20 protein-coding genes are annotated in these 22335 nt (G+C 67.6%); 12 read left to right on the top strand and 8 right to left on the bottom strand.

Annotated elements, in window-relative coordinates:
• The first annotated feature begins 16 nt into the window (after window positions 1-16).
• The 5 genes from LO763_RS20125 (at window position 17) to LO763_RS20105 (ending at window position 3610) form a co-directional block, all read left to right on the top strand.
• The gene (locus tag LO763_RS20125; RefSeq protein WP_230787923.1) at window positions 17-196 is read left to right on the top strand and encodes a hypothetical protein; all 180 of its coding nucleotides are present in this window, start codon (window positions 17-19) and stop codon (window positions 194-196) included.
• 114 nt (window positions 197-310) lie between these two features.
• The gene (locus LO763_RS20120) at window positions 311-1021 is read left to right on the top strand and encodes a hypothetical protein (protein WP_230787921.1); all 711 of its coding nucleotides are present in this window, start codon (window positions 311-313) and stop codon (window positions 1019-1021) included.
• A gap of 109 nt (window positions 1022-1130) precedes the next feature.
• Window positions 1131-1583: a hypothetical protein gene (locus LO763_RS20115; RefSeq protein WP_230787916.1), complete on the top strand. Its 453-nt coding sequence runs from the start codon at window positions 1131-1133 to the stop codon at window positions 1581-1583.
• 17 nt (window positions 1584-1600) lie between these two features.
• Entirely contained in the window at window positions 1601-2275 is a 675-nt protein-coding gene (locus LO763_RS20110) for an NrtR DNA-binding winged helix domain-containing protein (RefSeq protein WP_230787912.1), read from the top strand.
• 630 nt (window positions 2276-2905) lie between these two features.
• Window positions 2906-3610 (top strand): hypothetical protein, encoded by a 705-nt coding sequence (locus LO763_RS20105; protein WP_230787907.1) that lies wholly within the window; start codon window positions 2906-2908, stop codon window positions 3608-3610.
• Between the two features lie 129 nt (window positions 3611-3739).
• Here the strand turns inward: LO763_RS20105 and LO763_RS20100 are convergent, their stop codons facing one another.
• The 4 genes from LO763_RS20100 to imuA' all read right to left on the bottom strand — a co-directional run bounded on the left by LO763_RS20100 (window position 3740) and on the right by imuA' (window position 9454).
• A complete protein-coding gene (locus tag LO763_RS20100) occupies window positions 3740-4144 on the bottom strand; it encodes a hypothetical protein (protein ID WP_230787903.1) in 405 nt (134 codons plus the stop codon).
• 102 nt (window positions 4145-4246) lie between these two features.
• Window positions 4247-7420 carry an error-prone DNA polymerase gene (locus LO763_RS20095; RefSeq protein WP_230787900.1) on the bottom strand — a complete coding sequence of 1058 codons (3174 nt, stop codon included), beginning with the start codon at window positions 7418-7420 and terminating at the stop codon, window positions 4247-4249.
• Complete coding sequence (locus tag LO763_RS20090; protein WP_230787899.1) at window positions 7413-8747, bottom strand: DNA polymerase Y subunit UmuC family protein; 1335 nt, start codon at window positions 8745-8747, stop codon at window positions 7413-7415. The genes LO763_RS20095 and LO763_RS20090 overlap by 8 nt, the downstream gene beginning before the upstream one ends.
• Complete coding sequence (imuA', locus tag LO763_RS20085; RefSeq protein ID WP_230787897.1) at window positions 8744-9454, bottom strand: DnaE2-dependent mutagenesis accessory factor ImuA'; 711 nt, start codon at window positions 9452-9454, stop codon at window positions 8744-8746. The genes LO763_RS20090 and imuA' overlap by 4 nt, the downstream gene beginning before the upstream one ends.
• Window positions 9455-9666: 212 nt before the next feature.
• Here imuA' and LO763_RS20080 point away from each other — a divergent pair, with 212 nt between their 5' ends.
• Window positions 9667-10455 carry a protein phosphatase 2C domain-containing protein gene (locus LO763_RS20080; RefSeq protein WP_230787895.1) on the top strand — a complete coding sequence of 263 codons (789 nt, stop codon included), beginning with the start codon at window positions 9667-9669 and terminating at the stop codon, window positions 10453-10455.
• A gap of 21 nt (window positions 10456-10476) precedes the next feature.
• Here the strand turns inward: LO763_RS20080 and LO763_RS20075 are convergent, their stop codons facing one another.
• Window positions 10477-10743, bottom strand: coding sequence for a hypothetical protein (locus LO763_RS20075; protein WP_230787891.1), 267 nt, complete (start codon window positions 10741-10743; stop codon window positions 10477-10479).
• Window positions 10744-10911: 168 nt separating this feature from the next.
• On the opposite strand from LO763_RS20075, the gene LO763_RS20070 reads away from it, so the two are divergent.
• From LO763_RS20070 to LO763_RS20060, 3 genes are all read left to right on the top strand, one after another.
• The gene (locus tag LO763_RS20070) at window positions 10912-13995 is read left to right on the top strand and encodes a Tn3 family transposase (protein ID WP_230787884.1); all 3084 of its coding nucleotides are present in this window, start codon (window positions 10912-10914) and stop codon (window positions 13993-13995) included.
• A 581-nt stretch (window positions 13996-14576) separates the two neighbouring features.
• A complete protein-coding gene (locus tag LO763_RS20065) occupies window positions 14577-15191 on the top strand; it encodes a hypothetical protein (protein WP_230787880.1) in 615 nt (204 codons plus the stop codon).
• Window positions 15192-15363: 172 nt separating this feature from the next.
• Entirely contained in the window at window positions 15364-16020 is a 657-nt protein-coding gene (locus LO763_RS20060; protein WP_230787876.1) for a recombinase family protein, read from the top strand.
• A 1-nt stretch (window position 16021) separates the two neighbouring features.
• Here the strand turns inward: LO763_RS20060 and LO763_RS20055 are convergent, their stop codons facing one another.
• Complete coding sequence (locus tag LO763_RS20055; protein WP_230787873.1) at window positions 16022-16495, bottom strand: hypothetical protein; 474 nt, start codon at window positions 16493-16495, stop codon at window positions 16022-16024.
• Between the two features lie 309 nt (window positions 16496-16804).
• Between LO763_RS20055 and LO763_RS20050 the strand changes: the two genes are divergently transcribed.
• Complete coding sequence (locus LO763_RS20050) at window positions 16805-17599, top strand: hypothetical protein (protein ID WP_230787870.1); 795 nt, start codon at window positions 16805-16807, stop codon at window positions 17597-17599.
• A gap of 42 nt (window positions 17600-17641) precedes the next feature.
• Here the strand turns inward: LO763_RS20050 and LO763_RS20045 are convergent, their stop codons facing one another.
• A complete protein-coding gene (locus LO763_RS20045) occupies window positions 17642-18451 on the bottom strand; it encodes an SDR family oxidoreductase (RefSeq protein WP_230787868.1) in 810 nt (269 codons plus the stop codon).
• Between the two features lie 173 nt (window positions 18452-18624).
• Window positions 18625-19083, bottom strand: a complete 459-nt coding sequence (locus LO763_RS20040; RefSeq protein ID WP_230787861.1) for a hypothetical protein — start codon at window positions 19081-19083, stop codon at window positions 18625-18627.
• A gap of 313 nt (window positions 19084-19396) precedes the next feature.
• Between LO763_RS20040 and LO763_RS20035 the strand changes: the two genes are divergently transcribed.
• Entirely contained in the window at window positions 19397-20197 is an 801-nt protein-coding gene (locus LO763_RS20035; protein ID WP_230787855.1) for a hypothetical protein, read from the top strand.
• Between the two features lie 56 nt (window positions 20198-20253).
• Window positions 20254-21483 (top strand): AlbA family DNA-binding domain-containing protein, encoded by a 1230-nt coding sequence (locus LO763_RS20030; RefSeq protein WP_230787853.1) that lies wholly within the window; start codon window positions 20254-20256, stop codon window positions 21481-21483.
• The last annotated feature ends 852 nt before the right edge of the window (window positions 21484-22335 follow it).

Below are 22335 nucleotides of genomic sequence, written 5' to 3'. Positions count from 1 at the left end.
AGAGAGGACTTCGCTCATGACCGGCGCCCGTGTCACGATCGCCCCCGGCGACCACATGCGACTGGCCGACGCTGCCCGCCGCATAGTCTTGCCCCACTCCCAACCCCGTGGCGCCCTCGAACGCAACCAGGCGGCCGCGACAGCGGTCTACGCGGCCACCGGCGACGAACGGGTCAGCGACCTCCTCGACCGGTGAATGCGAGCTGCTAGAGGAACGGCGCACGCGATGACGATACGACAGGAAAGAAGGCCTACTGGCATGGGTTCTGCAAACCCCCATGAAGCAACCCGGGACCTCCCGGACGTCGGAGTGAGCGCCGGTGCACCGGCCACGGCGCTCCTGCGCGTCGCACTCGTCAGTTGCACGGCCGTCACGGTCGCGGCCTGTATGCCGGGCAGCCTCGGCGGCACGGCCACCGAGACGCCGACCGTGAGCGAGCGCCGCCTCGCCGCAGCCGTCTGGTTCGGCCCGGACGAATCCTGCGACCTGCTCGGGACCGGCGCCGTGCCAACGCTGGGCGCAACCTACGACTACGACGTCCTGGAAGCGACACCCAGCGACACCGGTTGCTCGCACGAGGTTGCCCGCTCCGGTGACGGCGGTGTCGGCGACCGGCGCGTCACGGTCATGGGACACGGGCGGACGTGGGGCGACGACACGGCGGCCGCGCAGGCCGCGTACCTCGATGAAGTGGCAGACCGGGGCTCGTTGCTGTACAACGTTCTTGAACCGGACCTCACCGAGTCGGCGAACGTTGACGGGGACTGGGACGAAGGCCTTGTCGTGTCCGCCCCCAACTGGGAGCTCTACCCCGAATTCCGAATCGCAGTGCGCAAAGGCCCTGTGATCCTCACCTACTGGATCATGCTGCCGTCGAACCGCCCCCACGACACCGAGTGCCTGCCGGACGTCGCTGACGGCTGCGTGATCGGCTACGACATCATCGCCGCCTGGATCCAGGAGGACCTGCTGCCTGAGGCGCTGGCGCAGCTCCAAGCAGCCGGGTACGTCGATTCGTAGGTAAGCACGTGTCGACTCCCGCGTCCGAACTGTCCCGGGTCATAGCGGCAACCGCTGCTCGCTGTCACCCCATCGTCATCGGACCCCGAACCCATGCCAAGGAGACGCTATGGACGCCATTGAGGACGGCAATACCACTGGACCCGACCCGTCTCGCCGCCTCGCCGAAGCGCACGGCGACACGGCAGCCGCCGGACGTGCGGCGCCGATCAAACGGTTGCGCGTGCTCCTACTGCTCCACGCGATCCTGGCCGTTATCGGAGGACTCCCCCTCTGGCTCTCCACCCTCGGCTTCGGTGTCATGGGCGAAAGCGCCACCACTCTCGCCGCCTTGACCGTTGGGTTGCTGCTCGTCCTGGTGCCGACCCCGCCGCTGAACCTCCTGGCCGTCCGCTATCTCGCGCCCCGCCCAGACCGAGCCCGCCGGTACCTCACCGCCGCCGCGGTCCCCGCCTGCATGCAAGCGGCAGCCGCGGCCCTATACGCAACCGGGATCGGCGTCATCGCTGTCGCTCTCGTTGCGGCGTGGCGGCTGCTTTACCCTGGGATGACGCCATGGTGACCAGTACGCCAGTCATAGTGGAAGCCGAGATGGTCGCGGTCGGCGCGATGCCGTCCGGTCTCCACATACTTCTCGAGGCGGCCTCTGAACGCTTCCGCCTGCCCGCGAAGCAGTTCAACGTCGGCGACACTCTTGCGCACGCTCTCGTCCACACCCTGACTCGGGCCGGCCTTGATGACCTCCCCGCCTTGCGCACGTGGAGCGTGCCGGCACCGGCCTGGGCCGGAGCGCACCTGTACACCTCCCACCTGGTCTTCATACCCCAACACCAGGTCGGCGCTCTGCCCGAACCCGCTCGCGGTTTCCAGTGGACACCCGTCACCCAGGCCCTCGCCACCGTGCCTGGTCCGCGCGAACACCAGTTGATCACCGCGGCGCACGCGATGACGCGATGGCTGGTCGAGCACACGGCCGCCGCCATCGGGTTGTGCGCTGAACTGTTCACGCTGGCAGAACTTCGCAGCGTGGTCGAGGCGGTCCTGGGGGTCAGACTCGATCCGGGCAACTTCCATCGGAAGCACACCGGTGCAGGCCATGTCGTGGCGACCGGGGAGCACACCCGCCGCTCGAGCGGGCGACCCGCCGAGTTGTACCAGGCCGCTCCTCAGCAAGCGCCCGATCCGTTCGGCACCCGCATCGACTTCATCCCCACCCACCTGAACACCGCAGATCGGAGCAGTGACCTCTCATGAACATGCCTTCCGGCCCGGGCCCCTGGGCTCCCTGGTCGACCAGACCCCTCCTGCTCGGCATAGACATCGTTACGGTCCTCATCGGCTTGCTGGCGGCGGTTCCGCTGCTGAAGCGTCTCACTCTGGACTACGAATTCGCCGCTCCCGCATCATGGTCCGAGGAGTGCCTGGGCGGCGTTTTGGCAGTGAGCTGCCTGCTGCGGCTGCCGCCCGCTGTTGTACCTACGGCGGCAGTGTCGGCCGTCCCATTCACGACCCTGTGGTGCCGATGCTGTTCGCGGGAACGGGTGGGGAGTATTGGGCGCACGCAGGGATCAGCCGCAACCATTTTGACGAGAAACTGCTGCTCAAGGACCGGTTGCACACCAGTGCAGGAGGGTACTTGTTCTCCATAACGTGTATTCATGATATATCGGATTCGATATAAAGGATATCATTCCGCGCCCTCCCGGTCGGCGATATCCGCCCCCGAACAAGAAGGAAGCCCCAAAGGGGCCCTCATAATGAAGGACTGCCTACATGCATCAGGAACCACGCGCTGCCGACCGGTGTCGGCGCCGTATCCGCAGGCTCGTCACTATCTACAGTCCCATGCTTGCGCACGCCACTGCTGCAGGACTACAGCAGCGCTTGGACGCTGGCGACGGCGAACCGGTCATAGCGGCACTAGCGGAAGCGCTCGTACACGACGGCATCACACTGGAGACCGGTGACGCGGTCGAGTTCCGGTGGCACCTGGCCACTGCCACTGCGGAATCCTCGGCCGCGTCCGAGCTGCGTGACCGGTTGCTGTTCAACGGGCCGCCAAGCGATGGCTACATGTTCTACTTCCACGAAGGACCGCAGCCGGAAGCTGTAGCGGCGGCAGCGGTCGCCGAGTTCGGTGTACCCCCTGAAGCAATCGGCAGAGAACGTGAGGGCGAGTACACCGGCCCGGACGAGCCCATGGTGCTGCTCACCGCGTTCGCCACCATGCCGCGAGTCGACGTCTCCGCCGGGCGCGGCTTCTTTGACCTCGCCGCCGGGGCGAGTGAACTCACCGTCGCGAAAGCTTGGAGCCACCGGCTCGGTTACCGGGCCATGCTGTCGGCGTTCGGACTGCATGAGGACGAATGGGTCCTGGTCACCCCCGAAGGCGGCCACGGCATCGTGGAAGTGCGCGAGAACCCCGATGCTGGCCCAGACGAGGACACTGGTTGGGATATCGCGCACGCGTTCGAGCCGATTCCGGGGGCGCCTGAGCTGCATATCGTCACCGAACCGCCGTGGTGGGACGACGTCGAGGAGGCGTGGGTGCCTGCGCGGCCGTGCGGTCCCGAACCGAACCGGTCGTGAGCGTCGGCGTGGAGCGCTTCCTCCTCACATCATTCCCGGCGCTTCGGGTTGGCTGCTGGTGGGCGACCGTCCCGTGCGACTGCGGGGGCGCAGTGTTCGAGCCATGCCCCCGCCATCATTGCGGGCGACTCAGCATTCACCGCCCCAGTACGAGCCGCTGGAGACGTTGACCGGCACGCTCGGGAAATCGTAGGCGTACCGGCCCGGACCTGGCGCGTAGTGGAAGCACATCGTGTACCAGGTGCTGCCGGTGGTGTAGCGATACCGGAGGTAGAAGTGATCGGACACGGCGCCGTCAGGGATGCCGTTGTTCACCACGCCCCAGACGCTTCCCGAGTAGTAGGGCGTGCCCTGGGTCTTGTAGACCGGGTCGCCGTTGGTGTAGTGGTGATCGTAGAAGCAGACGTAGGCGGGCGGGCAGTCGTAGATGGTGGTGTATCCGGCTTGCGCGGGGGATGCGGCGAGGCTGAGGCCGAGCATGGTGGCGATGGCGATCAGCGCCGTCGCGAACACGCGCTTGGAAGCTCGTAGCATGCAATCACCTTCCGGTAACGGTATGTGAATATGTTTATGGTAAGGGCGATCGCAGACACGGTGGGTCCATGATGTTGGGCGGCATGAGGTGTCACGGCGGCGTCACCGGAAATCACGTGACGGTCCAACAGCCAAGTTCAGATCCAGTTCAGCGAGCTGGTACGCCACGACCATCGGCATGGCGCTCTTGGGAGCGTCGGGGGCCTTCTCGACGGTGCCTTTGATCCGCAGCGCCTTCGCGACCGTGGCCACGGACTGCCATCGCTTCCAGAGCCCTTGGGAACACACCACGTTGGCGATGCCGGTCTCGTCCTCGATACTCAGGAACGTCGCGCCTTTCGCGGTTGAGGGGCGTTGGCGATGGGTCACGATTCCGGCGATCTCGACGCGTTTGCCGTCTTTCATGTGCGGCAGGCGCCGAACGGTGAGAACGCCGTCGGCGTCAAGCATGCTGCGGACGAGTGCCATCGGGTGAGTCTCGACGGAGAGGCCCAGGCCGGTGTAGTCGGCGCGGGCGAGGTCAGCGGCACTCATGCCCGGCAGTGTCGGCGGGGGCGCGGCCGGGCCGGTGCCGGGAATCGTACCGGGCCGCTCATCCACGATGCCCGCGGTCCACAGCGCCCGGCGCCGGTCGGGTTCAAGACTGCCGAGCGCACCGGCGATGGCAAGTTTCTCCAGGCGGCCTTGGTCGAGACCGGCTCGGCGGGCGAGATCGGCCATGGACTGGAAGAGCCCGCCGGCCTCGCGTGCGGCCACGATCCGCCCGGCGGCCGCGGCGCCGAGACCGGTGACATTGTCGAGGCCGAGCCGGAGGTCCGCGACGCCGTGCAGTGGTGGCTTGCACGGGCGGTCGGCCGCGATGAGCGAGGCGACGGGCCCACTGATGTTCACGTCCGGGGCGGCGACGGTGATGCCATGACGCTGGGCGTCGGCGACGAGGCTTGCGAGTGAGTAGAAGCCCATGGGCTGGCTCGCGAGCAGCGCCGCAGTGAACGCGGCCGGGTAGTGGCATTTGAACCAGGCCGAGGCGTACACGAGGTGGGCGAAGGAGGCGGCGTGTGACTCGGGGAAGCCAAAGTCGGCGAAGGACTTGAGCTGCTCATAGATCTGGTCGGCCTGCGCGCCTTCGATACCCCGCTCGGCCATGCCGGTGTACAGCCGCGCCTGCAGCTCCTCCATGCGCTCGGCGGATCGTTTGGCGCCCATGGCGCGGCGCAGCCGGTCGGCCTCGCCGCCGTCGAAGCCGGCGGCCGCGACCGCGATCTGCATCAACTGCTCCTGGAACAGCGGCACGCCGAGGGTTTTCTCGAGCACGGGCATGAGCACGGGGTGGACGAGGTGGCGCCACGGTTCGCCGTGCCGGCGGCGCAGGTAGGGGTGGACCGAGCCGCCCTGGATGGGGCCGGGCCGGATGAGCGCGACTTCGACGACGAGGTCGTAGAAGCACTCCGGACGCAGACGCGGCAGCGTCGCCATCTGGGCGCGGCTCTCCACCTGGAAAACACCCACCGTGTCGGCGCGGCGCAGGAGCCGGTAGACGTCCTCGTCGTCGGGCGGCAGCATCGCCAGGTCGATGTGGTCGCCGTGGAAGTCCTCGGCCAGGTCGACCATGCGGTGCAAGGCCTCGAGCATCCCCAGACCCAAGAGGTCGAACTTCACCAAGCCCGCGGTGGCGGCGCCGTCCTTGTCCCATTGGAGGACCGTCCGGTTCTCCATACGCGCGGGTTCGACCGGGACGATTTCCGATACGGGCTGATCGGTAAGCACCATGCCTCCCGGATGGATCCCCAAGTGTTGGGGCAGGTCCCGCAGCTCGCCCGCGAGCGCCCGCACGTCCGCGGGGATGGCCTCGGCTTCGTCGGGGTCGAGGCCGCTCCATCGGTGGAGGCGTTTGGACCACGCCAGGGCCTGGTTGTGTGCGTGGCCGAGGGCCTTGGCCACGTCGCGGACGGCCGAGCGCGGCCGATACGTGATGATATTCGCGACCAAGGCGGCCCGGTCGCGACCGTACCGCCGGTAGACGTACTGGATGACTGCTTCTCTGCGCCCGGACTCGATGTCAACGTCGATGTCGGGCGGGCCGTCGCGCTCAGCGGAGAGGAACCGTTCGAACAGCAGCCCGAAGGCGACCGGGTCCACATTGGTGATGCCCAGGGCGTAGCAGACGGCGCTGTTGGCCGCTGAGCCGCGGCCTTGGCAGTAGATGTTCTGGCGGCGGCAGAAGGCGACGATGTCGGCGACGATGAGGAAGTACCCGGCGAACCCCAACGCGTTGATGACACGCAGTTCGCGGTCGAGTTGGGCCCACGCGCCGGGCACTCGCTCGGCTTCGGGTGGCCCGTACCGTTCGCGTGCGCCGGCGATGGTCAGTGTGGCCAGGTAGGAGACGTCGTCGTGCTCGGGTGGGACCGGGAAGTGCGGCAGGCGCGGCGCCAACAGTTCGAGGTCGAACGCGCACGCCGCGGCGATGGTGACGGCCTGTTCGACCGCTTCGGGCAGGTCGGGGAAACGCAACGCCATCTCGGCACCACTGCGCAGGTGCGCTCCAGCGTTGGCAGGCAGGTAGGGGTCGGCCTGGTCGAGGGTGCGTCCCGACCTGATGGCGGCCAGTGCCGCGGCGGCTTTGGCGCGGCGGGGCGCCGCGTAGTGGGCATTGTTGGTGGCCACGACCGGGACGCGGCAGCGGCGGGCGAGGGCGGCGAGCGTTTCGATCCGGGCAGTGTCGCCGGGCAGGTCATGGCAGGTGACCTCGACCGCGACATTCCCGGGCCCGAACCGGTCGACCAGCTCACGGAGTGCCCGTTCGGCCGCCTGCGGGCCGTCGGTGTCGAGTGCCGTGTTGAGCAGGCCCTTGCGGCAGCCGGTCAGGACCGTCCACTGTCCGGTGGCGTGCGCGGCCAACCGGTCGAGGTCGTAGCTCGGCAGGTCCTTGACGCCGCCAGCGAGCTTGGCTTCGGTGATCGCGCGCGACAGGCGTCGATAGCCGTCCGGGCTGCGGGCCAGCACCACCAGATGCTCGCCGGCCGGGTCGATGCGGCCGCGCCGAGGCCGAACCGTCCCAAGCCCCAGTTCAGCCCCGAAGACCGTGGGCAGCCCGGCCTCGGCGGCGGCCGCGGCGAACTCGGGGACGGCGTAGAGGCCGTCGTGGTCGGTGATCGCCAGTGCGGTGTGCCCGAGCCGGGCGGCCTCGGCGACGAGGTCGGCGGGAGCGTCGGCGCCGTCCCCGAAGGAGTAGTAGGAGTGCGCGTGTAGCTCCGCGTACGGCGGCTCAGCCATACCAGCCCGCCACGGTCCACTGCTGGTCCTCGCACACCAGAAGCGCGGCGCGGGCGTCGGCGAGGACGACCTGGAGGCGGGTGTAGCGGCGCGAGCCCGGCCCCCACCAGCGTTCGGTCACCGGCCAGGGCCCGGCCCAGGCCGTGATCGGGACCCGGCCGCCGCGGGCGGGGGCGAGGAACGCGGGCGCCGCGGAGACCGTGCCGCGCGCACCGCACACGACCGGCGCCCCGGCGGCGTCGGTGACCGCGACCGGTTCGGCGTCGACGAGGACCGGCGGCGGGCCCACGAGCGCGCCCGGCCACGGCCCGCGCGCCTCGGGCCGGTCGACGGCATCCCACGGCAGCAGCCGTAGCCGCTCGATCAGGTCGCGGCCGCCCGCGTCCTGGGCGCGGACCACGGTGCCGGGGCCGAGCAGCGTCTCGGCATGGCGCAGCGCCCGCTCGGCTTGCACGAGGGCGGGGTTCTTCGACTCCCACAGCCCGCGCCCGGCCTCCAGGAGGCCCATGACGCCCGCCGGGGCGAGCTCGAGACGGGAGATGGCGTCGGTGCCGCCGGCGGCGAGCCAGCCGTCGAGCTGCCAGCGGACCCGGCGGGCCAGGCCCGCGGCGTTGGTGTCGGCGTCGACCGCCCACGTCCGCATCCGGGTGAGACCCGAGGCGGCGTGGGCCGTGATCGTGACCCGCGTGCAGGCCAGGTTCCGTTCGGCGAGCGCGGACAGGAGCCGTTCGGCGAGGGGCCGGGCAGCGAAGGCGGCCTGCTCGACCGACCCGAAGGGTTCGTCGGGTTCGGTGTGGACGGCAAGGTCCTCACTGGGCGCGCGGGGTATGAGGGGGCGTTCGCGTTCGGTTGCGGCGAGCGCCTGGGCGCGGCGGACGGCGGCGCCGAAGCGCTCGGCCACCGCGGCGGGCTCGAGATCTACGAACGCACCAACCGTGTCAATGCCGAGGCGGTGCAGCGTCACGGCAGTCTGCTCCGCGAGCAGACCGGTGCGGACGAGGTCGGTGAGCGGGCGAGGCGCGAGGAACGCGGTGTCGCCGCCGGGCGGGACGATGCGGCCGTCGGCAGCGGCGAGGGTGGCGGCCAGGAGCGTGTCGGCAATACCAATGTCGGCGTCGGCGCCGGTGAGGCCGGAGACGGCGTCGAGAATCGTCTCCGCCAGGGCGGCTTCGTCGCCGTGGCCGGGCAGGCGCAGCGCGGCCGCGGCGGGTCCGAGGACCTCGAGGTGCGCGGCGTGGTCGGTGAGGACGTCGAGCACGGTGTTGAAGCGGACCGGATCGGTGTCGGCGTCGAGGCCGTGGACAAGGAGGACGAGGACGCGGGTCACCGGCGCCTGCGCAGCTCGACCACGTTGGACGCTTCAGGGCGGCCGCCGTAGGGCCAGACGGATTCGCGGGCGCCCCGGCCGGTGCGCCAGGCGGCGGCCACGTCCAGCTCGCACGATCGCAGGGCGCCGTGACCGTACCGGCGGTCTTCGTTGGGGCGCAGGCCTTCCCAGCGGACCCGGGTGACACTCAGGCGGGCGTCCACACCGACCACTGGGCGCGTCTCCCACCAGATCAGCGCCGTCCCAGCGCGGCGGGCCTTGGACGCGAGCCGCCGTGTCTGCGCGGGGGTGAACGCCGCGGAGGGGACGACGAGGGCGGCGAGGCCGTCGGCGAGCGCGTTCGCGGCATCGGCGATGCGGGGCCCGGCCGCGTCGACCAGGGCGATCCGGTCAAGGTCCGCACCGGCCGCGGCCGCGGCGAGCGGGTAGAGCCGGCGCAGGCCTACGACCGCGCACCATGCTCCCGCCGTGGTGGGCCCGGCGAGGAGGCGCCACAGCAGACCGAGCGCGCCCACGGCCCCGGCGCTGATGGCGGCCTGGGCGGCGAGGGCGCCGGAGGGCAGGAGCCGGGAAATGTCGGTGGTGACTGGCAGACTGTGCCGTGCGGGTATCCCCGCCCCGGCGTCCCCCCTCGCCGGGGCGGGAGCCAGATCCCGGGCGCGTTTGAGGCCGAGCTGGGCAACCAGTGCCGCCGGAACTGCGGGCACAGCACTGCCAGACGACATGACAACCCCCGTAGCCCTTGTCGAACACATGTACGGCATCAACATACCCGTACGACAGCATGAGGGGAAGCGCCTTGGCGGCAAGTGGTGACCGGCACGGCCGCGCCGCCCATACGCGAGCCGGGCGCCGCAGCGGGCCTCTGGGGAGCCGTCGGAGGGCCGAATCGGCATGCTGTAGCCGTTACGCTGGAACGATGCTTGCAATAGTGTCTGCGGCGTCCGCGCCCGGGAGCGATGCGGTCCCCAATGAGGACTGGTACGGGTCCGGTGAGGGCTGGGCGGTCGTCCTCGATGGGGTGACGCGCCCGCCCGGCGACGGCTGCCGCCACGACGTGCCCTGGTTCGTCGCCGCGCTCGGCCAGGCGCTGACGCAGGAACTCAGCGCCGGGCGGTGGGGCCTCGATCTGGTCGTGGCCGACGCGATCCGCGAGGTCGCCGCCCTCCATGAGGACACGTGCGACCTGGCGAATCCGCTCACCCCGGCGGCGCAGGTCGCGATCCTCCGGCACCGCGGCGATGATGTCGAGTATCTCGTGCTCGGGGACGCCACGCTCGTCTGGCAGGCCGCCGCCGATGCTGCGCCGGTCGTGGTGTGCGACGACCGGGCCGACCACCTCCCTGCCGCGCCCGAGCCGGTCATGATCGGCGGCGCCCGCCGCTACCCGCTGGAGTACGTCGCGAGCGTCCGCAACCGCCCCGGCGGGTACTTCGTCGCGGCCGCCGATCCCGGCGCTGCCACCGAAGCGCTCCGCGGTACCTTCCCCGCATCACCGGGCGCCCGCGCGGCACTGTGCTCGGACGGCCTGACCCGACTGGTGGGGTGGTACGGCTGGACATGGGAAGGCCTGGTTGATGCCGCAACCACTGACGGCATGCCCGCGCTCATCGACACCGTGCACCAGGCCGACCGGGACCATCCGGCGACAAGCTTGCGTGGCAAGACCAGCGACGACGCCACCGGCGTACTCCTCGTCCTGGACTGAACATCCGCCAGCGCCTTCGCCTCAGCTGACTTTTTCGTAGAAGGCATCCTCTTCAGGGCCGACATCGATGAACCAGGGGTAGAGCCGGAGCTCATCGTCTGCACCGGTGAAGAACACGTCGTCGAGCCACGGTTCAACTGCGCCTTCAGGGGCCTCGAGCGCAATCCACCGTCCTTCGACCGCAGCCGTGGAGCAGTCGACATGGACAACCTCGTCATCTTCCCAGTCATGGAACCCGCGATGGTCGGCGCAGAGCTGCCAGGTGCCGTCGAACGTTCCCGCGGGCACGTCATGGCCGAACCCAGCTCCGAACGTGTCGCCGACGGCGGTGAAGGTGCGGTCTTCCCGGAACTCGATCGTGTGTCCTTTGGCGTCTTCGGGGGTTGAGGAATATCGGAACAGGATCCTCCGTCGGGATCTTTAGGGGCTGATCCGTTGGGCTCGTAGGTTCCTCACATGCCTGTTGAGTTCTTGAGTGATGACGAGGTCGCGAGGTTCGGTCGGTACCAGGAGGATCCGTCCCGGCGGGATCTGGAGCGGTTCTTCTTCCTCGACGACGCGGACCTGCTGCTGGTCGACCGGCGCCGCGCCGACCATGTGCGCCTGGGGTTCGCCCTGCAACTGACCACGGTCCGGTTCCTGGGGACGTTCCTGTCCGACCCGCTCGACGTGCCGTGGCAGGTGGTCGACTACCTCGCGGTCCAGCTCGGCGTTGAGGACCCCTCGGTGGTCAAGCGGTACACCGAGCGGGCCGCGCTGCGGTGGGAGCACGCCGCCGAGATCCGCACCGAGCTGGGCCTGCACGACTTCGCCGACGCCGAGGCCCCGCTGCGGGAGTTCCTGGAGGGCCGGGCCTGGACCCACACCGAGGGCCCGCGGCACCTGTTCGACCAGGCGGTGGCCTGGCTGCGGCATCACCGGGTGCTGCTGCCGGGCGCGAGCGTCCTCGCGCGCTTGGTCGCCGCGGTGCGCCGCGGGGCGGCCGACCGGCTCTACGGGATGATCGCCGAGGCCGCCGCCGGCGCGGACCCCGAACTGCCTGAACGGCTCCGGCGCCTGCTCGCGGTCCCGGTCGGTGCGCGGTACTCCGAACTGGAGCGGCTGCGGCGGCCGCCACGGAAGATCAGCGGCCGGGCGATGAGCGAGGCGCTGCACCGGGCCGAGGACGTGCTGGGGATCGGGGCGCGGAAGGCGCAGGTCCAGGCGGTGCCGACGAACCGGCTCAAGCAGTTGGCCCGCTACGGGCTGACCTCGAAGGCGCCGCTGATCGGTCAGTTGGCCGAGCCGCGGCAGACGGCGACGCTCCTGGCGGCGGCGCGCGCCCTCGAAGAGCACGCCGTCGACGACGCGCTCGACCTGTTCCACGTGCTCATGGCGACGCGCCTGATCTCGGCGGCCAAGCGCGAGGCAAAGGCGGGACGGATGGAGTCGCTGCCGCGCCTGGAGCGGGCCTCGACCACGTTGGCGGCCACGACCAGGGCGTTCGTGGAGTTCCTGGAGTCGGCCGAGGACACGGTTTCGGTGACGGAAGCATGGGCGGCCGTGGAGCAGGTTGCCTCCCGCGCCGAGGTCGTCGGCGCCGCCGACGTCGTCGTCGAGCTCGTCCCCGACGACTCTGCCGGGGAGACGGCCATGCGGCAGCGCCTGGCCGGGAAGTACCAGAGCGTCCGCCCGTTCCTGATCCTGCTTGCCGAGGCCCTGCCGCTGGGATCGACTCCGGCCGCGTCCGACCTGCTGGCCGAGGTGCGCCGCCTGCCCGAGCTGGCCCGCCGCCGCGTCTCCCAGAAGCCGCTGCGCGAGGCCGAGGTCAACGAGGACCTGGTGCCGCGGCTGTGGCACCGGGCGGTCTTCGCCAACCGGGCGCTGCTGCCCGGGGAGGTCGACCGCGACGCCTACGTGCTGTGCATCCTCGAATCCCTGCACCGGGCGCTGCGGCGCCGCGACGTGTTCGCCTCGCCCTCGAACCGGTGGGCCGACCCTAGAGCGCAGCTCCTCGACGGCGCCGAGTGGATCCTGGTGCGCGACGAAGTCCTGACCGCGCTCGGCCTGACCGGCGGCGTCGAAGCGCACCTGGCCGAGGTCTGCGCCGAGCTCGACGCCGGGTGGCAGCAACTGGCCGACCGGATCGCCGAGGCCGGCCCCGACGCCGGGGTGCGGATCGAGGAGGACGCCGAGGGCCGGATGCGCCTGGCCGTCTCCCGGCTCGACGCCCTCGCCGAGCCCGCCTCGCAAGGGGCGCTGCGCGCGGCGGTCGGCGCGATGCTCCCGCGCGTGGACCTGCCCGAGCTGCTGCTCGAAGTCCACGCCTGGACCGGGTGCCTCGACGAGTTCACCAACGTCTCCGGGTCGGCCACGCGATTGGAAGGCCTCCACATCACCGCCGCGGCGCTGCTGGTCGCCGAGGCGTGCAACGTCGGCCTCACCCCGGTGACCAAGGCCGGCGACCCGGCCCTGACCCGGGACCGGCTTTCCCACGTCGCCCAGAACTACCTGCGCGCCGAGACGTTCTCGGCCGCGAACGCGCGCCTGATCGAGGCCCAGGGCGCGATCGCCACCGCCGCGCTGTGGGGCGGCGGCCTGGTCGCCTCGGTCGACGGGCTGCGGTTCGCCGTGCCCGTCGCGACGATCAACGCCGCCCCCAACCCGAAGTACTTCGGGCGCGGCCACGGCCTGACCTGGTTGAACGCCATGAACGACCAGTTCTCTGGGATCGGCGCGACCGTCGTCCCCGGGACCGTCCGCGATTCCCTGTACGTCCTCGACACCCTGCTCAACCTCGACGCCGGACCCGACCCGGAAATGGTCACCTCCGACACCGCCTCCTACTCCGACATGGTCTTCGGGATGTTCCGGCTGCTCGGCTACCGGTTCGCGCCCCGCATCGCCGACCTCGCCGACCAGCGGCTGTGGCGCGCACCCGGACCTGACGGCCTCGACGGCGACTACGGGCCGCTGAACGCGATCGCCCGCCACAAGGTCAACCTCGCCCGCATCCGCACCCGCTGGAGCGACATGGTCCGCGTCGCCGGATCCCTCGTCGACGGGCGCGTCCGCGCCTACGACCTGCTGCGGATGCTCTCGCGCGAGGGCAATCCGATCCCGCTGGGCCAGGCCTTCGCCGAGTACGGCCGCATCGCCAAGACCGTCCACCTGCTCGCCCTCGTCGACCCCGTCGACGAGACCTACCGCCGCCAGATCGGCCGCCAGCAGAACATGACCGAGTCCCGACACCAGCTCGCCCGCCGGATCTACCACGGGCAACGCGGCCAGATGTACAAGTCCTACCGCGAGGGCCAGGAGGACCAGCTCGGCGCGCTCGGCCTGGTCCTCAACGCCGTGGTCCTGTGGAACACCCGTTACATCGACGCGGCCCTCGCCGAGCTCCGCGGCCGCGGCGAGACGGTCAATATCGAAGACGCCGCCAAGCTCACCCCGCTCGGCTTCGAGCACATCAACATGCTCGGCCGCTACGCCTTCACCCCGCCGACCGGAACGGGGCTGCGGCCCCTGCGCGATCCCGCGGCCGATGGCGATCTGTAAATCGTATCCACACGCAACAGAGGACTACTCAAACCACAACGGTACGTGAGGAATGCGATTGCGGAGTCGTCACAGACACATCGGACAGCGCTGACTCGACAGCCTCGATTTGAGGGGGTATCGTGGTCGCAGCAGTCAAGCAGAGCTGCGCATGACAAAGACGAAACGATGAGGACGAGACCCGTACGGGTCTCGTCCTCATCGCGTTACTCCACGTCATGTGATCCGTCCGGGCGCCTAGGAAACGAACCGGACAGATCTCTATTCCTGCAACCACAAGAACGGAGAAACTAATGATCAAGCTTAACGGCTTGAGGAGCGACCGTCATCGATCTGTGACGGGTTTCGTCGCAAAGGCGAAGCGAGTCAGCTCGGCGATGGTGTTCATGGCAGGCCTCGTCAAGGTTGCTGAGGCGGCCGCGGCCGTGTGGGATCGCCTTCTCGGGTAGGCGGCGGAACTGTGGGCACCCGGTTCCATTACGACACCGGGGCCCACAGCCCTTGCTTGCATTCCTGGACCGCGCGCTGAACATCCCGCCAAGATCACAACCAACTTCCTCGTGCTCTCATACGCTGATCTCATGGCGAACAAAGTTCAGCTCGGCAAGCACGTCGAGAAGCTCAACAAGGACCTCGATGACGCAGAGGCGTTCGTCGACGCCGCTGCGGCCAGTGACCTGCGAACCCATAAGCAGCACATGTCCTACGTCTACGACGCGGCGATCCTCAAGGCCTGGGTTGCGTTTGAGCGGTTCATGCTCACCTGCTTGACTGCGGCGATCAATCACGACTCGAAGGCGATCAGTGTCAAGATCGGCATCGAGTTCCCCGTGAACCTCAACAAGCCCGTCTGTGAATACCTAATCACCGGCGGCGGGTTCTTCGACTTCAAGGGCTTCGGCGGGTTGGTAGACAAGACCAAGAAGTTCCTGCCGAACGACCACTGGCTGCCCCGCACCCTCAAACGCGAGAAGGAAGGGACGTCGGTCTACCAGGGGCAAATCGACCGGTTCGCGGCCGTCCGCAACTTCGCTGCCCACGAGAGTCCCCAGAGCAAGAAGCGCTTCCGCGAAGTGACCGGCCAAGAACGAATGCCCACCGCTGGCTCCTGGCTCAAAGTCGGAAGCCGCTTCACAGACATCACCACGACGCTCCGAGAACTCGCCAAAGACTTGGAACGCGAAGCGCGCCGCTGATTGCGCTCCTCGTCAAGAAACGAACGATTCCTGACCGCCGCGGCCGCGAGCGGCAGCCGCGGCGATCCGGGGCCGGTTCGCGGTCAAAAACTCGTTCAAAAACCTGCGGGTCCCGTTGCGGTTCAAGAACCTCGGACCTGCCCTTTGTTGACCGTCGCGTAGGGTGGCGAGGGTGATCGAGACCCCCGCGCCCGCAGACCTCGTCCTCCCCGTTCCCGCCGCTGGCATCGTTTACGGCTACGCGCGCGTGTCAACGCGCGAACAACGGCTCGACTCCCAGATTGAGGAGCTGCGCCGCCGCGGGTGCCGCCGGATCTTCACCGACAAGCTCTCCGGGAAGAACGCCGACCGCCCCGGACTGGCCGAGGCCTTCGACTTCGGGCAGGCCGGGGACCTGCTGATGGTAACCCGGCTCGACCGGCTCGGCCGCTCGCTCCAAGACCTCGTTGTCCTCGTCGACGACCTCAAGCAGCGCCAGATCGGCTTCACCTCCATCAAGGAGTCGATCGACACCACCACCCCCGGCGGGCGCCTGGTCTTCCACATCTTCGCCTCGCTCGCCGAGTTCATCCGCGAACTCATCGTCGAAGGCACCCGCGAGGGCCTGGCCGCCGCCAAGGTCCAGGGCCGCACCGGCGGCCGCCCGACCGTGGTCGACGCCCAGCTCCTGGCCCAGGCACGCGACCTGCTGCCCAACCCCGAGCACTCCATCAAGTCCATCGCCCGCCTGCTCGGCGTCAGCGCCGGAACGCTCTACAACCACATCCCCGACCTCAAAGAGCTGCGCGACGCCGGTCCCCGCGCCATCGAAACGGGCGACCGTGGCTGAGTCACCGCCGCTGAGGATGGTGCAGCCGTACCAGGGTGGTTCTCCTCGGTGCTCCAGCAGAGCCCTCGCGCCAGCTAACCTCCACCTGTTGAGGGAAGGCGTATTCGCGGTCCACCGGGGAGGCCACAATGGCGTTCCACCCGGGCTTGACCTCCTCGCCCTCCGTCACGTCCCAGTCCGAGTCGTAGGCGTCGACGGTGAGATCACACATCGGCTGCTCGCCGGTGTTGATGAAGCGCCAGTGCCGGTCGCTCTGGATGGTGGCCTCGGCCCTCCACGGCCCGAAGTCGACGATCCCGTCGCGTGCAAGCTCGTGGGCGAGTTGCTGTTTCGCCACTAGTGCGCTCGCCTCGGAAGCGTTCGCTGACGCCTGTGCGGAACCGGCGGACTTCACACTGAACACCACGGCAATGATCGCCACCGCAAGGGAGCCAAGGGCGATCGCCGCGGAGACCCAGTCACTCGATAGCTGCATCGACCCACATTAGGCCGCCGCCACGTCAGCGCCGGGTGCGAAGCAGGGGAGGAAGTCTGGCCCGGCGCCAAGGGCACTCGCTTGCGGCCGACGGAGGATCCTGTTCCGATATTCCTCAACCCCCTTCCCAGACGCCGAGGACCGTGTCGATGGGCACCGGTTCGGGAGGGACGTCTTCGTGTGGTGCAGGTCCGCCCCAACCGCCGCAGGCGAGAGCGATGACGGCGATGACGCTGATGGCGGCAATGTGGGCGGGGTGCAGGATGGAGCGGGCAAGGGGCATATGAACTCCGAGGCGCGTCAATATTTTTGAACGTGTTCATTTATCGTGAGCGTAACCTGCTCGCGATTGAGACCGCACCGCTGGATCAACGTCGTGATCGCGACGACAGTGCGCAAGCGGAGCAGCAGCAGCGCGATGATGCCGATGAGCACCAGGTCACTCTTGCGACGAATGCGCTGTTCGCGATCGGGTGCGACCGACTCCCGACCTCAGCCGCGCAGCGCCTGCTCGAGATAGACGGCCGCCGGCGCATACACGCCCGCGGGGATCCGGGCAGCCAGAGCTTCACGGCCGCACCAGGCGACCGCGGCGACCTCCCGCGGCGCGGCCGCAGCCATACGTTCGACTGCGGCTGGGATGTCAAGCCCCGTGTGGTCTACATGCCCTCGGCCGCCTACTGGCCGAAGGCGACCCCGGTCTGGATGCACGACCGGCGCGACGAGATTCTTGCCCGGCTCCGCCGTGACGTGGGCGGAAGCTACGTCATCAAGGAGGACGAGGAGCCCGACCACTCGCCCCGGGCGGCAGTGTTCGGCACTCGTCCCGCCGATCCACCGGATCACGTCAAGGGCGTCATCGTGCTCACCGCCCAGGAATGGGCGACGGTGTTCGGCACCCTCCATGCCGAAGGATCACACCGCGGCGAGTGGGCCGCCGTGCTCCTGGAGCACTTCGACTTCGAGCCTTTCAGCGAATACTCACCGCCCAGGGAAGCCGCCGCGTTCGCAGCCCGCCACAAAGGCAAGACAGGCATGGGGTCCACACCGGAAGCAGCGGTCGACCATCTCCGGAAATTGACCGGTCGGCCGGACCTGCAATGACGCGGTTGACAAGGAAGGCCGATATGCCCGCGGAACGCAGGTTCACCGCACACTGGCGGTAGCGAACGCCTGGGCGCCGCGCAACTGCGTCGACAGCATGCCGCGTGCTTTCGCCGAGTCAAGCCGCACCGTCGCCCCCTCATGTCCTCTCGTGCCCTGGGGCAGATCGTGCGCATCGAGTCCGTCCCGTTTCGCAAGCAGGCACCCCAGGTCGTAGCGGGACATCACGTCGGCCCCGGCCACATGCAGCACCCCGGCACAGTCCAGTTCGCACAGCTCCAACAGCGCACATGCCAGGTCGGTCACGTGCACCGGGCAGCGGACGTCATCGGTAAACAGGACGCCTTCGCCTTCACCACGTGCGAGCGTGCCCACGAACTGCTCGAACGGGGAGCGGCCGTCACCGACAATCCATGACGTCCGCACAATCGCGGCCGCCGGATGCACCTCGGCGATCCCGGCCTCAGCGGCGGCCTTCGCCGCCCCGTACGGTGTCGCCGGCGCCGGCGGACACGTCTCGTCATAAGCATCGCGGCCGCCACCGGAGAAGACCGCGTCAGAGGAGACCTGGATGAAGCGGCAACTGCTCGCAGCGCACTCGGCGGCGATCCCGATCGGTGCGAGCGCCGTCGTCGCCCAGTCGTCCTGCCGGTATGCGGCATTGATGACCGCATCGGGCATGAAGTCGGCGTCGATCTGCGCGAACGCGCGCCGGTCGCGGACGTCAAGGTGCATCAGTCCGTTCGCGCTGGTCGAATACGAGGTGCCGACGACCACGTGACCGCATTCTCGAGCCATGTTCAACAGTTCACGGCCCAGATAGCCGCTGGCGCCGATGATCAGCAATCGCATGGGCTCGAGCATAGGGAAGGATCGAGCCGGGCAACAGGGTCACTGGCGCTGCGTATCGGCAGTGCGCAGCCGGCTGGCACACGTGCCGCGCCGACTGCGCCATCGCCGTGGCTCCCAGCACTCGGACTGCGGTCACCAGGCCCCATGTCGTCATCGCGCGCCGACGGTGCAGGTCAAAGCCATTCGTCAACGATGTAGACGATGAGGCGCACCCCGGCGGCACACCCGGCGAGACCGAGCAGCACCCAGAAACCGCTCGCCCACAGGCGTGACTCGCTGCTGCCGAACGGCCCGGCGAAGTACGGGAGCGTGGCACCCACCGCGTATGCGCCGCTGAGCGTCACCGTGTGCGGCTCTCCATCGTCGTCCACATAGTTTGCTGTCGCCCGGTGCGTGGTCGTGCACTGGTAATGCGAGTCATTTCCCGTTCCCGTCCACCCGCAGTTCGTTTCGCTCCAAGCATCGACCACGGTCGCCTCGTAGTACCGTCCCTCGGTGTCATTGCGATAACCGACCACGATGCCCCCGGCGCAGGAGGCGAACGCCAGCACCGCGAGGACGACGTTCACCGCGATCAGCAGGGGACGCCGTAAGGGGCTCGGCTCTGGAAACTCCGTATGCAAGCCGTCCATGCCGCCCTCCCCTACGAACCTCGTCGCCGCCAGTCATCGCATCATCGTCACACCCCGCTGACGGGAGGGGTCCCGCTGCAATCCGGGGATGCCGCCCCTGGAGTCGCGGGCCTCCCAGCATCGTCCGCCCCATCGGGAAGCACCACGACGAGCGCTCCGTGACCGCCACCGCCTACCGGGGGTCCACCTCCCGCGCTGACTCTCGCCGGGCAGGGCCACAGCGGTGACGCCAATGCCATGGGTCGAACGGACACCATCGATGACACCGTGAAGTGGTATTGACGCGGAATGTGATCGTGTCACAGAATGTGTCATGGCCCACCGATTCCCCTCCCGCACCACGGTCCTCCGCACCCGCCTCCTCATCCCCCTCGCCGCCACCAGCATCGCTATCGGCGCATTCCTGCTGGCCGACTACTACGAAGGACCGCTCCTCGCCGTCGGCTACCTCTGCCTGGCCGCTGGCCTCGGGACCCTCATCGTGTTCCGCAACGGCACGATCGGCCCCGCCTTCAACGCCCGCGACCACCTCCGTCACGGCGAACGGTGCCGACTCTTCCTCCTCGGTTACGCCAGTGCCGCCAGCATGCTCGGCGTCCTCGCCTACAACGGGCTCGTGCCCGACAAGCCCCTGTGGGCCTACTACCTGATTGCCCCCTGGTTCGGTATCGGCGCACTCGTGGGTGTGCTAGTCATGACACGAATCAACCGCAATCCGGCCCGCCGTGGCTGCCCTGGTACCTACGATGACTGCCGCGACTGCGACCTGTCCGTACCGATCGTCGAACTCAAAGCCACCCTTGACCACGTTGCCGAGACCGCGCTCGACCAATGGCTGATCGACCCCGAGACCGGCGTCGAAATCAAGGTCGACCCGAAGCGGTATCTCATCTACCGCCACACCATCGACGACGACGGCCACGAGGTCCACCAGATGTACCTGTTCGGCGCCGTTACCGGCGCCCACGTGGCGCGCCTGGTTCCTATCGTCGCCTATGACGACGGCTTCCGCGACCTCCCCAATCTCGAGGACGACGCCCTGCTCGAGACGTTGAGCATGCAGCCCGACGAGGTGAACGCGTTCCGAGCGCAGATCGCCCGCACACTAGTCTGACCTCGTCTGCCGCCGCTGTTCCACGCTCGCTGTTCCAACCTGAAAGACTGTCGCGCATGGACGACTACACCGCTCTCCACCGCCACCTCGGCCGACCGCGAGGCCCCGTCGACGACGGCCTCCTGGACGCCGCAGTCGAAGCGAAGCTGCGGGAAACGGACGACCTTGACTGGAAGCAGCGACTCCCTCCCATGAAGGGACTTGCGAAAACCGAATTCCCGAAGAACGTGACCGCCTTCGCCAACGCTGGTGGCGGCACCATCGTCTACGGCGTCAATGAAGACAATATGGCCGCAAAGGACCGATTCGACGTCGGCGACTGCACCGAGGCCGACATCCGCACCATACGCAGTGTCGCCGCTTCCAATATCCATCCTCCTATTCTTGGCCTCCGCGTCTATTGCCTGGACCAGAGTGCGAAACGCGCCGTCATGGTAGTGGTTCCCCCGAGCTTGGACCGACCCCACATGATCCTGTGCGATCATCAGCGATTCGGCGCGCCCCTGCGGAACGGCGCCGACACGGTGTGGATGAGCGAACGTGAAATCGCCGAACGATACCGTCAGCGGTTCGCCGAGCAGCGTAGCGCGGTTGAGGCGCTTGACCAGCTTTACGATGGGGCTCGCAGTGGTGCAGGCATCGGATACCGAGCATGGGCATTTGCAATTGCGCGCCCTCGGCTCCCGATTGCGGCACCAGCAGGCCTCAGCAGCGAGCAAGTTCAGGCGATGATCAACGCCGCGAAGGTCGCTTCCGCAACCATGATGCATCGATCTCGTTGGCAGCCGCTTCATGCCGTCGACAGCACGAGGCTCCGCCCCGGGCTTCGCCGGTGGACAGCGAGGAGCCGAAAAGCCAAGTTGGAGGGGCAGGCAAGCATTCACCAAGATGGCGCTGTCACCCTGTCTGCAGATCTCGGGGAAGAGGCAACTGCGGATGGTGAAACCGTCCGCTACGTAGATTCATGGCGTTTGGAATCGCTTGTTGCCAACATCGTGACCCTGACAGCTCAAACCGGTGCACATGTAGGGTCCACCGAGTATGAGATCCGCGTCGGATTGCACTGGCATGACAACCACCAGCTCAAGGTAGTGTCCATCGACGAGTACTTTGACTCGATCGATTTCCAGGATGCACCAATCCTTGACCGATACGACCCTGTCGATGCCACACTCGCGCTCGATACCGGCCCGGAAGATCTCCTTCAGCAGGCGCGCACGATCGCCACTGATTGTATTAATCAGGGTGCTGTCGAGGACTTGGTTGTATTGCGTAAGTCGCTCTAAACATGCGCATTCGCTGCGAAGTGTGGCGAGTTCGCTCTCCCAATCCCAAGGATAGAGTAGATAACCACCGAGAACTTCCTGCACATGCTCGCACACCCAACGCTCCTCGTAACATTCAACCATCCAGTTCGGGCCAATGGCAATAGTAAAGTCTTTCTCCAAATCAGTCCACTGGCGAGCGAAATACTCGGCGTCATCTAGCACGAGGGGCCATGGATCATCGAAATCGTCTCCCCAGTACCTATAAACCCAATCACATCCGCCGTCATCGTAGTCTGGGCATTCATAACCAGAATCGTCGATTGCCCGGTCAAGCTCGTCTGATGATTCGAGGTATAGTCCTGCATCTGGCGCTTCTGAGAACTCAACTGAAGTTGCCTGCGATGACGTAGGATCGCCCTCGGTTTCAGGCTCATCCGTAATGCCCAGAGGCTCGGTCGTGGTTGACGTAGGTGCTTCACCACTTTCAATTGGACTCCTGGAAGTGAAGTCCATACTTGGAGAATCGTTGAATGGTTTAGCTTCGTCATCACTTTGGTCGTCTTGACTCGCTGAGGGGTTGAGAAACAAGCTCACAATCGTAACCAGCAGACTCAAAACGGCAACAATGACTCCCCATCTCATCCAAGCCGAGTCTTTTGCAGCAGAATCTTGATCATTCATTCCCGTATCCAGCGTACCCATTGGTGCCTTATGTGCGGCAGGAAACATCGTTGATAACGATCCAATAGAAGCATCTTCCCGTCGCGGTTAATTCAATGCATCGTGCATCTGGCACCTTGCAAGATGTAAGACACACGTTCGTTGCCAGTACCCGGTTGCAACTCTATAGTCGCAAACCGATAACAGTAT

Source organism: Glycomyces amatae (assembly GCF_020991375.1).
Lineage (GTDB): Bacteria > Actinomycetota > Actinomycetes > Mycobacteriales > Micromonosporaceae > Glycomyces > Glycomyces amatae.
This window is presented reverse-complemented; position numbering and strand designations above follow the sequence as displayed.

Bases quoted from the DNA above. Each gene is read 5' to 3' on its own strand.
- LO763_RS20125 (WP_230787923.1), top strand. From the start codon at position 17: ATGACCGGCGCCCGTGTCACGATCGCCCCCGGCGACCACATGCGACTG.
- LO763_RS20115 (WP_230787916.1), top strand. From the start codon at position 1,131: ATGGACGCCATTGAGGACGGCAATACCACTGGACCCGACCCGTCTCGC.
- LO763_RS20100 (WP_230787903.1), bottom strand. From the start codon at position 4,144: ATGCTACGAGCTTCCAAGCGCGTGTTCGCGACGGCGCTGATCGCCATC.
- LO763_RS20095 (WP_230787900.1), bottom strand. From the start codon at position 7,420: ATGGCTGAGCCGCCGTACGCGGAGCTACACGCGCACTCCTACTACTCC.
- LO763_RS20080 (WP_230787895.1), top strand. From the start codon at position 9,667: ATGCTTGCAATAGTGTCTGCGGCGTCCGCGCCCGGGAGCGATGCGGTC.
- LO763_RS20070 (WP_230787884.1), top strand. From the start codon at position 10,912: ATGCCTGTTGAGTTCTTGAGTGATGACGAGGTCGCGAGGTTCGGTCGG.
- LO763_RS20065 (WP_230787880.1), top strand. From the start codon at position 14,577: ATGGCGAACAAAGTTCAGCTCGGCAAGCACGTCGAGAAGCTCAACAAG.
- LO763_RS20055 (WP_230787873.1), bottom strand. From the start codon at position 16,495: ATGCAGCTATCGAGTGACTGGGTCTCCGCGGCGATCGCCCTTGGCTCC.
- LO763_RS20045 (WP_230787868.1), bottom strand. From the start codon at position 18,451: ATGCGATTGCTGATCATCGGCGCCAGCGGCTATCTGGGCCGTGAACTG.
- LO763_RS20040 (WP_230787861.1), bottom strand. From the start codon at position 19,083: ATGGACGGCTTGCATACGGAGTTTCCAGAGCCGAGCCCCTTACGGCGT.
- LO763_RS20035 (WP_230787855.1), top strand. From the start codon at position 19,397: ATGGCCCACCGATTCCCCTCCCGCACCACGGTCCTCCGCACCCGCCTC.
- LO763_RS20030 (WP_230787853.1), top strand. From the start codon at position 20,254: ATGGACGACTACACCGCTCTCCACCGCCACCTCGGCCGACCGCGAGGC.